The organism is Quadrisphaera granulorum, assembly GCF_003149145.1.
In the GTDB taxonomy this organism is placed as follows: domain Bacteria; phylum Actinomycetota; class Actinomycetes; order Actinomycetales; family Quadrisphaeraceae; genus Quadrisphaera; species Quadrisphaera granulorum.
Genome location: NZ_QGDQ01000041.1, coordinates 1 through 13715, shown reverse-complemented (window position 1 = coordinate 13715; position 13715 = coordinate 1). Strand labels below are relative to the sequence as shown.

General features: G+C 72.5%; 14 protein-coding genes and 1 pseudogene. 8 read left to right on the top strand and 7 right to left on the bottom strand.

Translation table 11 applies throughout. From position 1 onward, the window contains the following. The first annotated feature begins 55 nt into the window (after positions 1-55). Complete coding sequence (locus BXY45_RS21200) at positions 56-952, top strand: LysR family transcriptional regulator (RefSeq protein ID WP_109776524.1); 897 nt, start codon at positions 56-58, stop codon at positions 950-952. A gap of 77 nt (positions 953-1029) precedes the next feature. Next, positions 1030-2094: an LLM class flavin-dependent oxidoreductase gene (locus BXY45_RS21195; protein WP_109776523.1), complete on the top strand. Its 1065-nt coding sequence runs from the start codon at positions 1030-1032 to the stop codon at positions 2092-2094. Positions 2095-2219: 125 nt separating this feature from the next. Here BXY45_RS21195 and BXY45_RS21190 read toward each other — a convergent pair whose 3' ends face one another. After that, on the bottom strand, positions 2220-2816 hold the full coding sequence (locus BXY45_RS21190; RefSeq protein WP_109776522.1) for an exonuclease domain-containing protein: 597 nt from the start codon (positions 2814-2816) through the stop codon (positions 2220-2222). Between the two features lie 160 nt (positions 2817-2976). Between BXY45_RS21190 and BXY45_RS21185 the strand changes: the two genes are divergently transcribed. Beyond that, positions 2977-4614 carry an ATP-dependent DNA ligase gene (locus tag BXY45_RS21185; RefSeq protein WP_109776521.1) on the top strand — a complete coding sequence of 546 codons (1638 nt, stop codon included), beginning with the start codon at positions 2977-2979 and terminating at the stop codon, positions 4612-4614. 25 nt (positions 4615-4639) lie between these two features. On the opposite strand, the gene BXY45_RS23610 is transcribed toward BXY45_RS21185, so the two are convergent. After that, entirely contained in the window at positions 4640-5683 is a 1044-nt protein-coding gene (locus BXY45_RS23610; protein WP_109776520.1) for a hypothetical protein, read from the bottom strand. Between the two features lie 787 nt (positions 5684-6470). Here BXY45_RS23610 and BXY45_RS21175 point away from each other — a divergent pair. Both BXY45_RS21175 and BXY45_RS21170 read left to right on the top strand, forming a co-directional pair. After that, on the top strand, positions 6471-6941 hold the full coding sequence (locus BXY45_RS21175) for an SRPBCC family protein (RefSeq protein ID WP_109776519.1): 471 nt from the start codon (positions 6471-6473) through the stop codon (positions 6939-6941). Between the two features lie 67 nt (positions 6942-7008). Then, positions 7009-7965: an aminoglycoside phosphotransferase family protein gene (locus BXY45_RS21170; protein WP_211319814.1), complete on the top strand. Its 957-nt coding sequence runs from the start codon at positions 7009-7011 to the stop codon at positions 7963-7965. Between the two features lie 41 nt (positions 7966-8006). On the opposite strand, the gene BXY45_RS21165 is transcribed toward BXY45_RS21170, so the two are convergent. Then, positions 8007-8714: a Clp protease N-terminal domain-containing protein gene (locus BXY45_RS21165; RefSeq protein WP_109776518.1), complete on the bottom strand. Its 708-nt coding sequence runs from the start codon at positions 8712-8714 to the stop codon at positions 8007-8009. A 157-nt stretch (positions 8715-8871) separates the two neighbouring features. Here BXY45_RS21165 and BXY45_RS21160 point away from each other — a divergent pair, with 157 nt between their 5' ends. Continuing rightward, positions 8872-9438 carry a SigE family RNA polymerase sigma factor gene (locus BXY45_RS21160; protein WP_109776539.1) on the top strand — a complete coding sequence of 189 codons (567 nt, stop codon included), beginning with the start codon at positions 8872-8874 and terminating at the stop codon, positions 9436-9438. Positions 9439-9488: 50 nt separating this feature from the next. Beyond that, entirely contained in the window at positions 9489-10907 is a 1419-nt protein-coding gene (locus BXY45_RS21155) for a PASTA domain-containing protein (protein WP_170131661.1), read from the top strand. Between the two features lie 425 nt (positions 10908-11332). Here the strand turns inward: BXY45_RS21155 and BXY45_RS21150 are convergent, their stop codons facing one another. The 3 genes from BXY45_RS21150 to BXY45_RS21140 form a co-directional block, all read right to left on the bottom strand. Beyond that, positions 11333-11980 (bottom strand): MBL fold metallo-hydrolase, encoded by a 648-nt coding sequence (locus BXY45_RS21150; protein WP_109776516.1) that lies wholly within the window; start codon positions 11978-11980, stop codon positions 11333-11335. A 66-nt stretch (positions 11981-12046) separates the two neighbouring features. Beyond that, positions 12047-12574 carry a DUF6578 domain-containing protein gene (locus tag BXY45_RS21145; RefSeq protein ID WP_146211311.1) on the bottom strand — a complete coding sequence of 176 codons (528 nt, stop codon included), beginning with the start codon at positions 12572-12574 and terminating at the stop codon, positions 12047-12049. Positions 12575-12664: 90 nt separating this feature from the next. Continuing rightward, positions 12665-12892, bottom strand: coding sequence for a putative quinol monooxygenase (locus tag BXY45_RS21140; RefSeq protein ID WP_109776514.1), 228 nt, complete (start codon positions 12890-12892; stop codon positions 12665-12667). A 130-nt stretch (positions 12893-13022) separates the two neighbouring features. On the opposite strand from BXY45_RS21140, the gene BXY45_RS21135 reads away from it, so the two are divergent. Next, entirely contained in the window at positions 13023-13478 is a 456-nt protein-coding gene (locus BXY45_RS21135) for a GNAT family N-acetyltransferase (protein ID WP_109776538.1), read from the top strand. 36 nt (positions 13479-13514) lie between these two features. On the opposite strand, the pseudogene BXY45_RS23950 reads toward BXY45_RS21135, so the two are convergent. Then, positions 13515-13715 (bottom strand): annotated as a pseudogene (locus BXY45_RS23950) (hypothetical protein); the annotation flags it as partial.

Below are 13715 nucleotides of genomic sequence, written 5' to 3'. Positions count from 1 at the left end.
GCAGCGCGGGCTCGTGCGTCGAAGAAGCGCGACCGAGAGTCCATAAGATTGTCTGATGACGGTGACTCTGGCGCAGTTGCGTGCGCTCGACGCGGTCGCACGCCACGGCTCCTTCTCGGCGGCGGCCGATGCGCTGCGGGTCTCCCAGCCCGCTGTCTCCGGCACGGTCAAGGCGCTGGAGGTCGAGGTCGGGGGAGCGGTGGTCGACCGCAGCTCCGGAGGACGGCCCGTGGTGCTGACGCCGCTGGGGCACGCGTTGCTGCCGCACGCCCGGACCGCGCTGGACGCGCTGGCCGGGTTGACGGCCGCCGCCGCGGAGCATCGCGGCGCCCCCCACGGGGTGGTGCGTCTCGCCGTCGTCACCTCGGTGCGGGCGGGGTTGGTGCCGCAGCTGCTGCGGAGGGTCGCCGAGGAGCTGCCCGCCGTCACCGTGGAGCTCCTCGAAGGTGACGACCCGGAGATGCCCGACTGGCTCGACGCCGGGCTGGCCGACGTCGCCGTCCTCATCAACCCCGAGCCCCGCGACCTCGGCCCCGGTGCCGTCGAGCTGCCGGGCGACGCGCTGTGCGCCGTCGTCCCCGCGGGGCACGCCCTCGCCGCTCGGTCTTCGGTGCACCTGGAGGAGCTCGTCGCCGACCGGCTGCTGGCGAGCGGCGGCGGCTGCCAGGTGCAACTGCGTGAACTGCACCGCACCTGCGGCCTGCCGTTCCGGCCGGTGGCGGAGGTGGCCGGGCTGCGGTCGCTGCTGGCGATGGTGGCCCGCGGTGACGGTGTGGCGGTGGTGCCCGAGCTGGCCGCACCACTCGTGCCGAGCGGTGCGCATCTGGTGCCGCTGGTGCCCGAGCTGCGTCGCCGTCTGGTGCTGACCGGCGCGCCGAGTGGGGTGGCGGGCGGGTCGTGTCGCGAGCAGCACCCCCTGGTCGAGCCGCTCCTCGCCCTCTTCCGTCCGTGATCATGGGCGAGCGCCACCCTACGGATCCGTAAGGTGGCGGACGCCCATGATCACGGGGAGACGGTTAGCGTGAGAGCGTGCCGCACCAGGGTGAGCCGCTGCGCCGGCTCGGTTTCCTCACCATCGGGACCTTCGCCGAGGACGACCCCGGCCCCGGCCACGAGGAAGTGCTCGGCGTCATCGAGCTCGGCGAGCGCCTCGGGTTCGACTCCGCCTGGCTGCGCCACCGCCACCTGCAGCCCGGCATCTCCTCGCCGGTCGCGGTGCTCGCCGCCGCCACGCAGCGCACCACCCGCATCGAGCTCGGGACAGCGGTGACCCCGCTCGGCTGGGAGAACCCGCTGCGCCTCGCGGAAGACTGGGCCACCGTCGACGTCCTGTCCGGCGGTCGCCTCAACCCCGGCTTCTCCACCGGAACCCCCATGCGCTTCGGCGACGTCCGCGACGCGCTCTACCCCGACACCGCCGACGTCGAGGACTTCACCCAGCGCCGCGGCGAGCGGCTCCTCGCGCTGCTGCGCGGCGAACCCGCCGGCACGCGCGGCACGCAGGGCATCGAGGTCTTCTCCGACCGGGTGCAGCCGCACTCGCCGGGTCTCGCGGCGCGCACGTGGTGCGGCGTGGGCAGCACGGGCTCCGCGCGGTGGGCGGGCGAGCAGGGGCTCAACCTGCTGCTGTCGTCAGTGGTGAGGGCTGAGGACGGCGTCGGCCAGCGTCCGGGCTCCGCGCCCGACGACGACCATGCGTGGGACTTCGGCGTGGTCCAAGCCGCACACGTCGAGGCCTACCGAGCGGCGTGGGGAGAGCGGGAGGGCCGGGGCCGCATCTCGCAGGGGCTCGTGGCCATCCCCACCGACTCCGCGACGCCGTCACAGGTGGAGAAGTACCGCGCCTACGCCGCCTCCCGGGACGCGCGCACCGCCAGGCCGCAGGGGCCGGGGCGGCTGCTGTTCGAGCGTGACCTCGTGGGCAGCTCCGCGCAGATCGCCGAGCGGCTGTGGGAGCACGCCGGGTTCCGCGCCGTCAACGAGGCAGTGTTCGCGCTGCCGTTCACCTTCGAGGCCGCCGACTACGAGCAGATCCTCACCGACCTGGCGGGCTCGCTGGGGCCGGCGCTCGGCTGGTCGCCGTCGTCGTCCTGATCAAGCAGAAGACCCGCACGTGGAGCGCCAACGTGCGGGTCTTCTGCATGATCGCTATCTGGGGTCAGCTCGCGAGCCCACGTCGAAGGGCTGGCGTCGAAAGGCTGGTGTCGAAAGGCTGAGCGTCAGCGGGGCAGGTGCCCCAGCCGCACGGCGCCCGTCTGCTTCGCCAGGCCGAGCAGCACCGAGGCGGTGGCGCGAGCCTCCGCACCGGACTGGTGCAGCGAGAAGCGCGGCAGCTGCAGCGCAGCAGCGATGTCGGGCAGTGCCCAGCTCGTGAGGTCCAGCGCCTTGCGGGCGATCGCCTCGGTGCAGTGCCACTCCCACGCGGGAGCGTCGATGCCGGCCACCTCGCACGCGCGGGCCAGGTGCGCGGCGTCGGCGGGAGCATTGTGCGCGACCACCGGCAGGTCGCCGACGAAGGCGCTCACGGTGGAGAGGACGTCCTCGAAGGACAGCGCGTGGTAGATGTCGCCGAGCTGCAGCCGGTTGATGGCCATGTGGCGGTAGTCGGCCTCACCGAACTCGCTGGCGGGGTGGCACAGCGCCTCGTACTCGTCGACGATCTGCCCGCCGCGCACCACCGCCAGGCCGATGGCGCACACCGAACCGGTGCGGTTGTTCCAGGTCTCGACGTCGACGGACACGAAGTCGAAGCCCGCCAGGTCACGCCGCTGACGGGGAAGGACCGCGGTGTGCACGGTCTCGGGGGTGGCGCTCATGTGACGTCCTCTCGCTGGCTGACACGTCGCTGGCTGTGTCGGGGACGGCCGATCACGAGTTGAGGAATCTCAGGGTTCGCCATCCGTTCGCAGCAGGAGCCCACCCCCCAGCGGCTCAGCGGGGGGTGCGTGACGGGCGGACCGCTGGCAACATCGGCAGGTGCTGCTCGCCGAGGTGGTGACTGCCTCCGCGGCGGTGACCGCCACCCGCTCCCGTTCCGCGAAGGCGCACCGGGTGGCCGAGTTGCTGCGCGCGGCGACCCCGGCCGAGGTGCCGGTAGTGGCGGGCTGGATGGCGGGGGAGCCCCGACAGCGCGCCCTCGGGGTGGGGTGGCGCACGCTCGCGACCCACGCTGCGCGACCAGCTCCGGAGAGTGCGACGCACAGTGCGCTGGAGGTCCTGGCGGTCGACGACGTCCTCCAGCGCCTCGCCGAGACCAGCGGCGCCGGGTCGGCGGCACGGCGCGAGGCGCTGCTGGGGGAGCTGTTCGAGGCCACCGACGACGACGAGCGCGCCTTCCTCGTCCGCCTCATGACCGGGGAGCTGCGCCAGGGGGCGTCGGAGGGCGTGGTGCTCGACGCGATCGTGGAGGCCTCCGGAGCACCGGCGGCGCTGGTACGTCGCGCAGCGATGCTCTCGGGGAGCCTGTCCGCCACGGCGGCCGCCGCGCTCGGCAGCCGTCGTGCCGCACCGGACGAACAGGCTGACGAGCAGGCTGACGAGCAGGCGGACGAGCAGGCGGACGCGGAGGCGGCAACGGCCGCACTCGCGGCGGTGCGCCTGGAGGTCGGCCGGCCGGTGCACCCCATGCTCGCCAGCCCGGGCGGTTCCCTCACGGAGGCACTGGCCGAGCTCGGCGCCGACGTCGTCGTCGAACCCAAGCTCGACGGCGCGCGGATCCAGGTGCACCTCGACAGGACGACGACGGGCGCCGCGCCCCGCGTGCGGGTCTGGACGCGCACGCTGCGCGAGGTCACCGCCGGGGTGCCGGAGCTCGTCGAGCGCGTGCTGGCCCTGCCGTGCGAGCAGGCGGTGCTCGACGGCGAGACCCTTGCCCTCGACGACGACGGCCGCCCCCGCCGCTTCCAGGACACCATGAGCCGGTTCGGCAGCTCACGCGCCGACAGCCCGTCGGCGGAGGTACTGCTCAGTCCGTTCTTCTTCGACCTGCTCCACCTCGACGGGCGCGACCTTCTCGACGCTTCGCTCGAGGAGCGGCTGGCGGCGCTTGACGGGTTGCTCGCCGCGCCGGAGCACGCGCCCCTGCGGATGCCCGGCGTGCGCCGTCCTGATCTCGAGGCCGCGGAAGCGGCGCTCGCGGGGGCGCTGACGGACGGGCACGAGGGCGTCGTCGTTAAGGACCTCTCCTCGCCCTACGCCGCGGGGCGGCGCGGCGCCGCGTGGCGCAAGGTCAAGCCGGTGCACACGCTCGACCTCGTGGTGCTGGCCGCGGAGTGGGGCTCAGGACGGCGCACCGGGCAGCTGTCCAACATCCACCTGGGGGCGCGTGACCCCGCCGGCGGGCCACCGGTGATGGTCGGCAAGACGTTCAAGGGCATGACCGACGAGCTGCTCGCCTGGCAAACGGCCACGTTCTCCGAGCTCGCCGTCGACAGGCCGCGCTGGGGCGTGCTGCTGCCGCCCGCGGTGGTGGTGGAGGTCGCCGTCGACGGCGCGCAGCGCAGCACCCGCTACCCCGGGGGTGCTGCGCTGCGCTTTGCGCGGGTGCTGCGCTACCGCCCTGACAAGACGCCGGACCAGGCCGACGACGTCGACGCGGTGCGGGCGCTGCTGTAGCTGGTCGGGATCGCTTGGCCGCTGGTCAGCCGTTGGCGGCGGGGGACGCCGGGTCGCTGCCGATGCTGCCGGAGTCGCCCATCGGAGCGGCGTTCGCGTCGTTCGTGCTGCCCGAGCCGTTGCTTCCGGTGTTGCTGCCGTTGCCGGCGGCCGACATCGCCGGGTCCTGCTCGGACCGCGAAGCCCCACCCCCGGTTCCGGTTCCGGAGACGCCCGCGGCGTCCGCGGTGGCCGGCTCGGCGCTGGCCGAGGGGGCGGCCGTCGGCCGGGTCGACGCCTGCGCCGTCGCCGAAGGGCTGGCGCTCGCCTCGGCGGCGTCGTTGCGGGCGTCAGCGGCGGCGGCCTTGGCGTCCACCGCGGCGGACTGGGCGTTGGCCTGGGCCTGCTGCGCAGCGGCGAGCTGCTGCTCGGCGGTCTGCTGGGCCTGCTCTGCGGTGGCTGCCTGCGAGCGGGCGTTGGACAGCGCGGCGTTCGCGCCGCTGGCACCGAGCAGGTAGCCGACCAGCCCCGTCAGCAGCAGCGCGACGGCCACGAGGATCCAGGTGAGCACCGGCGGGCGCTGCCGCGCCGGTTCGTCGAAGAACCCCTCGAGCTCGAGGGCGTCGTGGGGGCCACCGCGACCACCGGGGCCGTTGGCGCCAGGGAACGGCGCGTCGTGCGGGGCCACCCACTCCGGGGTCTCCTCAGGAGCCGGGGGAGCAACCCGCTGGGCCGTGGAGAGCGGCGAGGCCCAGGCCGCGTCCCACTCCTGGCCGTGGAAGGCGGTGGCGGTCTGCGTGGGGGCAGCCATGCGGGGCGCAACGAAGGCCGTCGCAGCAGCAGTGGCAGGAGGGGTGACGACGACGGCGGCAGGAGCGGCGGCGCTGGCAGCTGAGCTGGCGCTGGCGCGCAGGTCCCGGCGGCGGGGCAGTGCCGGCTGGTGGGCGAGTGCCTCGGCGGCGGCTGCGCTGGGGGTACCCGGCAGGCCGAGCTCCTCCCAGGAGGGGAACCGCGGGGAGGGCATCCGTGCGCCGGGCGCCAGGGGCTCCTCCGGCAGGGCCGTCAGGTCGATCGCTTGCTCACGTGCCACGTCGTCCTCCTGATCGTCCCCGAAGACCGTCCCGGGATCGTCCCGCTCGGGACCAGTGCCCTGACGCTAGGTCGCCCGCGAGCGGTCCGGCCGCCGACACGCCGACGGGCGGCGCGGCCGGAACCGCGTCGCCCGTCGGGCGGCTCGCTACAGTGCCCCACCCGTCACACCTGCCCCGGAGCCCCCTCGGAGCCCGCTGGCCTCCCGGTCTTGCCGCGAGAGCTCCACGGTCGCTCAGGCCAAGGTCAGAATCGGCTCGATCGTGACCCTGGACTCCGCCACGACAAGGCCCGAAGGATGGCGAGGACGAGCCAGCCCACCTCATCGAGCAGCGCGCTGCCGAGCAGGCGAGGGAGGCCAGCAAGGTCGTCGCGGATCTCTGCCAGCGCGGGCTTCGGCCCACGGGGATCCCGGCGGCGGCCACGGGCACCGGTGCCGCAGCTCGCCCGTCCACCTTCCGCGCTCACACCCATCTTCGAGTACCCATCCTGTCGGTCTGCGGTGGGACCGCGCAGGGTGGCGCGTGTGACGATCACGCCGCGAGACGCGCTGGGAGAGCCGAAACTGGCGCCGGTCCACGTCACGGGGCGCAGATGCTCGAGCAGCTGCCGGGTCCGGTCTGGCGAGCGGTCGCCGAGGACCTCGTCCTGGGTGTCTACCCGGACCAGCTAGCCCAGCCCGTCATCTCGGCGGCCGACGAACGAGTCAGCTACAGCGCTGCAGCCGGAAGCCCGCGGCCACCACGAGCGCCTCCGCGTGCAGGGGTGTACCGACCTAGGGTCGGGGCGTGGTGACGGTCATCGAGGTGACGACCCTGATCAGCGCACCGCCGGAGGTCGTCTTCGACCTGGAGCTGGACGCCGACGTCCACGCCGCGTCCTTGGCTGCGAGCGGTGAGACCGCCACGACGTCGACGGGCCAGGCAGCCCTGCGACTCGGCGACGAGGTCACCTTCAGCGCACGCCACCTCGGACGCCGCTGGCAGATGACCGCCGTCATCACCGAGCACGAGCGGCCGGGCCGCTTCGTCGACCAGCAGGTTCGTGGTCCGTTCCGTTCCCTGCGCCACGAGCACCTCTTCATCGCCGACGGCACGGGTGGCACCCGCATGGTGGACCGGATGAGCGTGCGAGCGCCGGGCGGGCCGGTCGGCGCCCTCGTCTGCGCTTCCGTCCTGCGGCCGCACCTGCGGCGACTGCTGGTGCATCGCGCCGCGCACGTCAAGGCACTGGCCGAAGGCGCGCCACGGTCGCGCTGAAGGCCTACGACCAGACAGCGCGCCCCGCACCTCAATCCGCTCTCCGCGCGACTGCCACGATGCCGCCGTGGTAGCCGAAGCATCGGAGATCGATGTGGACCTGGTGCGCCGGTTGCTGCGTGAGCAGATGCCGCAGTGGGCGGAGCTGCCCGTCGTCGCCGTCGACCAGCAAGGCCACGACAACCGCACGTTCCGCCTCGGCGACCACCTCACCGTCAGGCTTCCCTCCCACCAGCGATACGCCGCGGGCATCGCCGAGGAGGAGGCCGTTCTCCCGCTGCTGGGCCGCCACCTCCGCACGAGCATCCCCGAGGTCGTAGCGACCGGCCGCCCGAGCGAGGCCTTCGGCATTCCGTTCGCGGTGCGCCGGTGGCTGCCGGGGACGTCGCTGGACGCGGCCACCGCCGCGAACATCGCCATCGACGAGCGACTCGCTGCCGACGTCGGCGGCTTCCTGCGACAGCTACGTGCTGCTCCCACCGAGGGTGGGCCGGCCGGTGGCAAGCACTCCTTCTTCCGCGGTTGTCACCCCAGCGCGTACGGGCACGAGGTGCAGCTCGCGCTGCAGCGGCTGGCCGGTGCGGTCGACGTCGCGGGGTGCGAACGCGTGTGGGCTCGAGCAATCGCGACCGCGTGGCCCCACCCGCCGGTCTGGTTCCACGGCGACGTCGCCCCCGGAAACCTGCTGATCGACGACGACGGGGCGCTCACGGCGGTCATCGACTTCGGCACCTGCGGCGTTGGCGACCCCGCGTGCGACCTGGTCCTGATGTGGACCCACGTCGACGGTAACGCCCAGCAGCACTTCCGCGAGGCGGCCGGTCTCGACGACGACACGTGGGCCCGCGCGCGCGGGTGGGCGCTGTGGAAGGCGCTCATCACCCTCGCTGAGCTGCGCTGGCTCGACGAGCAGCCGAGCCGCGCACAGCCGGAGGCCCAGCTCCGGATCATCGACCGCGTCCTGGCCGACGCCGCCGCCGCGCCGCGTCGGTGGAGTTCAGGGTCAGGATCGGCCTCGTCCTGACCCTGAACTCCGCCACGCCGGGCGACGCCACCCTGCTGCCCTCAGCCCGCGGGGTGCAGCGCCTCGACGACGGCCTGCTCGCGCAGACCCAGCCCGGCCAACGCGCCGGTGCCGTCCTCGACGGCCAGCACCGCCAGGAGGACGTGCGGGGCGTCGACCACCTCCTCGCCCAGCCGGCCTGCCTCGGCGAAGCTGCGCTCGAGCGCCTGCTTGCAACGCTCGTCGAAGGGAACGAGCGCCGGCACGTGCTCGGCGCGTTCCGGCAGCTGGGTCACCGTGATTCGGACGACCTCGGCGACGTCGACGCCTGTCGCAGCGACGAGACGCGCCACCGGACTGTCGCCGTTGCGCAGCAGGGCCAGCACCAGATGCGACAGCGTGATCTTGTCGTGGTGGCCCTCGTGCGCGAGGCGCTGGGAGTCGACGACAACGGCGCGGGCGTCGTCCGTGAACCGGTGGAAGCCCTGGTCTGCCGCGGCGGTGGCCGAGGCGGCGGCCGGCTGCGCCCCGCCGCTGACGAAGCGCTTCTGGGCCGCCTGCTTGCTCACGCCCATGCTGGCGCCGATCTGCGACCAGGTGGCACCGGAGCGGCGGGCCTGGTCGACGTAGTGGCCTACCAGCGCGTCGGCGGTCTCGCCCAGTTCCTCGGCCACCTGCATCGCTCCGCTCAGGCGCTGGAGCGGTTCGGGATGGACGGCGTCGACGACGTCGATGAGGTCGTGCAGGCGGATGCTCGGTGCGATGGTCATGCCGTCAACCTAAGGTTGACGCTGGGTTTCGTCAACCTTAGGTTGACGACTCTCGGCGAGTGTCGTGAGAAAAATCTGGACGCAAGGCAACCTCGAGGCTCCTCGAGCGTCTTGAATGTGAGGCCATCACCGTGGTGGCGCCCGAGGAGACCCGGTGATGTCAGCAGTGGCCACGACACGCGACGACGACCACCCGCCGCCATCGGCGGCAGCACAGGGTGGGCCGACGTTCGACGAGCTGTTCGTGCAGCGGTGGGCTGCCACGGTCAGGCTCGCGCTGCTGCTCGTCGATGACGAGGCTAGTGCCGAGGACGTCGCCCAGGAGGCGTTCACCGGGCTGCTGCGGCAATGGCACCAGCTCGCCGACCCCGCCCGCGCGCAGTCGTACCTCAACCGGGCAGTGGTCAACGGCGCGCGGTCGGTGCTGCGCCGTCGTCGGACCGCCCGCGCGTGGACACCACCCCACGCCACCGCCGACCCCTCCGCGGAGGAGCTTGCCCTCCTCGACGACGAGCGCCGCCAGGTGATCAACGCCGTGGCCGCACTCCCGCGCCGTCAGCGCGAAGTCGTGGTGCTCCGCTACTGGTCGCACCTCGACGAGGCCGCCACCGCACAGGCCATGGGCATCAGCCGCGGCACCGTGAAGTCCACCGCCCACAAGGCCCTAGCTGCGCTGCAGCGCCAGCTGGGCGAGGCCTCGACAACCCCCGGAGACCTGTCATGAACGCCCTCGACGGTCGCCGGCCTGAGCCCGGTGAGTTTGAGCTGGATGCCGTGGCCCGTCGCATTGGCCAGGCGCTCGACGCGCGCGCGAACCTGAAGTCGGTCGATGCGGCTGCGCTCGGAGAGCGCCTCGCTCGCGTCCGCGCTGCTGCCGGTGAAGGGGTGGGCGGCCCGGGTGAGGCTGGCTCCGCCGTCGTCGTCGAGCTGGGGGGATCTCACGACGACGACGTGGCGCGCACGCGTCGCCGCTCGCGCCTGGTGCTGGCCGCGGTCGCGTCCGCTGCGGCGGCAGCGGTCATCCTGGCTGCAGCGGTGAGCGTCGCGCACCAGGGCGGGAGCGCCCTGGCTCCGGCGGCACCCGCGCAGCCGTCGCCGTCGTCGTCCTCCTCCTTGTCGTCGGCGGAGGGGACGCCGGGGTGGTGGTCGGGGTTCTCTGAGCTCGACCACGAGCAGTGGCCGTCGGACCGGGAGGGGATCTCGGCTCTGGGGCAGGAGATCGTCCCGGACTCGGTGCGGATGCTCGTCCAGCTCGGCGAGGTGAAGTACTGGGCGGGCTTCAGCGCCGGCGGCGTGCTGTGCTCGAGGGTCGTGGGCCCGGGCGTCGACCAGGGCGTGTGCACTGTCGATCCCGCCACAGGGACGTTCTCCATGACGGCGCCCGTCGAGGTTTCCGACGGGTCGGTGGCGCCGCAGGTATGGCTCGTGCCGTTGGCTGCTCCGGCCGCACAGACCGACCCCCTCACCGCCCAGGGGCTCATCGAGTGGATCCCCGGTGTGTGGGTGGAGGCCAGCGCGCTCAAGCCCCCGCTGGGCCAGTACGCCCGCTTCCGCGATGCCCCGACGGCGGCGGACGAGGTGCCGCCGAGCAGCGCGATCGTGGTCCGCGACCCGATTGTCCCCGGGGCGATGCGGCTGCTCTACGACGGGAAGGAGGGCACCTTCTACGCCGCCTACCTAGCGCTCGGCAAGGTCTGCGTCTTCTGGAACGCACCGTCGGGCGGCAGCAGCGCAAGCATGTGCATGACGCCTCAGCGGCTCGCCGGGGAGGGCTTCGGCGGAGTGAGCGAGGACGACAACAGCTACGGCACCGCGTGGGTGGTGCCCGACGACCTCGACACCTCCGGCTGGCCCGCCCTCGGACGGGTCCAGCTGGCGAAGAACCTCTGGCTGAAGACCGAAGCCCTGCCGGAGCGGACAGCTGCGCCCATCCCGGTCGAGCCGACGGCGACCGTCGGGGAGCCACCGGCACCGACCTTCATCCCCGACCTGGCCGGCACCCCCGTGCCCAGCGTGGTGGGGGTCACCCAAACCGAGGCTGCCGAGATGCTGCGGATGCACGGGATCGCCGTCGGCCAGGTGATCGTTCAGGACGCCGGGTCTGCCCCGTCGGGCATGGTGGTCAAGATGGCACCAGCGTCAGGCACACAGGTGCCGGACGGCGGCGTTGTCGACCTCTTCGTGGCGAAGTAGCTGCAACGCCGCGGTCGCCGGCGACGTCGTGGTGGGTGACGGGGCGCGTCGCCGCGCGCTCCGTCACCTGACCGATGACGAAACGAGGACGTTGATGGGCCGGCTGCACCTGCGCGGACCTGGCACGTAGGCGGTTGGGGCGGCGGCACTCGTCGTCGTCCTGAGCGGCTGCGGACAGACGGCGGTGGGCGTCGCCGTAGCACCTGCGGGGGCGGAGACGCCGGAGTCGATCCCAGGGTCGAGCCAACGTGCTTCGCCTCGTATCCCGACTACACCTCGGCGGCGCATCTCGTCTCGCGCGCCTCGGTGGTGGTGTGGGTCGAGGCGGTAGGTCCGTCGAGGAACTGCAAGTCCCATCCGCTGCCTCCGACCAGTGATGATCCGGCGGTAAGTCGCGGCGTCCTCTGAGGTCGGCAGGAGGGAGTTCAACGCAACTCCTGTCGTGGGCGCAGCGCCACGTAGCGCGTGGTGCTGCGCCGGCTCAAGTAGTGCGTGATGCCGTCGAGGCCGCGTTCGTTGACCTGCCCGTCGTGCACTCCGATGGTCACGTCGGCGGCCACGGCGTCGACGAACTCGACAACCTCGGCGAGCTTCACCCAGGACGCCTGCACGGGCGCGCACAGCACGCGGAGCTGCCGTCCAGCCAACTCGTCACGAGAGGGAACGTGTAGGGCGTCTCCCGGGTGGAAGACGGTGTCTCCTCCCGCGTCGTGGATGACGTACCCCAGGTTGGCGCAGACCTCCTGACCCGGAAGGACCGGTGCATGCGTTCCGCCGACGGCGCGCACGCTGAATCCGGCAACCTCGACGTCGTCTGCCGCGTCGACGACGTGTAGATCCAGTCCGCGCGTGTGTTCGATGGCGCGCAACCGAGCGTGTCGCGGCACGTACGCGGGAAGACCGAGACCTGACAGGCGCATCACGTCCACGTGGTCGTGATGCTCGTGGGTGATGAGGACGGCGTCGGCGCCGAGCAGCGCCCCGGGCTCAGTCCACGTACCGGGGTCGATGACCAGCGAGCGCGAGCCATCGTCCACGCGGATACAGGCGTGGGTGTACTTGGTCAGGCGCACAGAAGGGAAGGTAGGCGCCGGCGCGCCCGTGGTGGAGTGCTCCGGAGGTGCAGCGCGTCTGCCGTGTCAGACGTCGACGGCGAGGTCCACGAGGAAGCCGATGAACCGACGCCCGTCGTCGTCGGAGTTCCACCGCTGGGTCTCCACGACCTTCGTCAGACGAGCGCTACCAGGTGCCGGCACCAGGTCCTGGGGCGTGGCGCCCTGCTCGTAGGCGATGGCGACCTTGCGGATGGCCTTCACCACGCCGAGCGTCGGAGCCACCTCCTCCGGAACAGTGACGTGGTGGTCCTCGAGCAACGGACCCCGAACAAGAGCGCCCTGGTCGGTGAGCGTCAGCGTGGTGTCGATGCGGGCGAAGACGCGGAGGTCGCCGGTGCCGAGCACCGTCCCTCCTGACTCGTAGCCGGAGAGGTCCTTCAGGGAGTCCACGATCGGCAGATGCTGAGACCAGGAGGGCGCCTCGTCGGCCAGAACCTTGGCGGAGAAGGACTCCTCGTCCACGCCCAGGCGCCAGGCCACTGAGGACCCGACGGCGAACATCTCCCCGCAGCACTCGTGCTGCCAGTCCGACACGAAGACCGGTATCCGCATGGTCGTCACTGTGCCTCGCGATGCCCCGCCGCGTCAGCCGGGGAGGCCGTCGACGGCGTACCGGCGCTCCAGGTGGGCCGTCGCTCGACCTCACGCGCTGGCAGCGACGCGGGCCTGGTGGGCGCGGAAGGCCTCCGGGCTGTCGAAGACCTCATCAACCTGCCAGGTGTAGCCGTCGTCGGTGAGGACGACGGTGAAGTGCCTGCATCCCGGTTCCGTCCTCGTCAGACGGACGTGCTCCGGCAGGAGTTCGGACACGAGCCGGACCTCGTCGTCGTCGCGGCAGACCAGCTGGCCCGTGAGCCGCACGCTGTCCACACGGCGACGCTAGCTGCGCCCACCGCAGGGTCCGTCACAGTCACGGCGGAGAGGGGAGTGGGCGCGGAGCGGGTTGGGCAGGCTGGTGGGCGTGGACGAGAGCGTCGAACTGGTGACGAAGGCGGGAACGGTGCGGCTACGTCAGGCCGTGGCGAACGACGTCGCACGGATCGTGGCACTGCTGGCGGACGACCAGCTGGGTGTCGCGCGTGACGGTGCCGCGGATGCGGACGAGTTGGAGCCGTACCTGCGCGCCTTCGCCGCCATCGACGCCGATCCAGCGCATCTGCTGGTCGTGGCGGTCGAAGGCGCGGGGGAGGTCGTGGCGACCATGCAGCTCAGCTTCCTGCCGGGGCTCGCACGTCGCGGGGCGTTGCGCGCTCAGATCGAGGCGGTGCGGGTAGCGACGAGTCACCGCTCCAGCGGGCTCGGGACCGCGATGGTCACCTGGGCGCTTGAGGAGGCGCGGAGGCGGGAGTGCGCCCTCGTGCAGCTCACGACCGACAAGCGGCGCACCGCCGCGCACCGCTTCTACGAGCGGCTCGGGTTCAGCGCCACGCACGAGGGCATGAAGCTTCACCTCTGACGCCCCGGTCAGGGTGATAACGGGACCAGGCGATGTTCAATGGTCGCCGAGAAGGTCCGCGAGGTCGGGCAGGAGCGGTGTTGCTCGGCGGTGGTAGACCAGGCCGGTCGGTGAGGTCCACACGAAGGTACCTGGGCTCGGCTGTTCCAGGGTCCAGTCTCCGTGGGTCTTGGCTTGGTGCCAGGGCACACAGATGCTGCCGAGGTTGCCGGCTTCGGTGAGCCCTCCGCGTAGCCG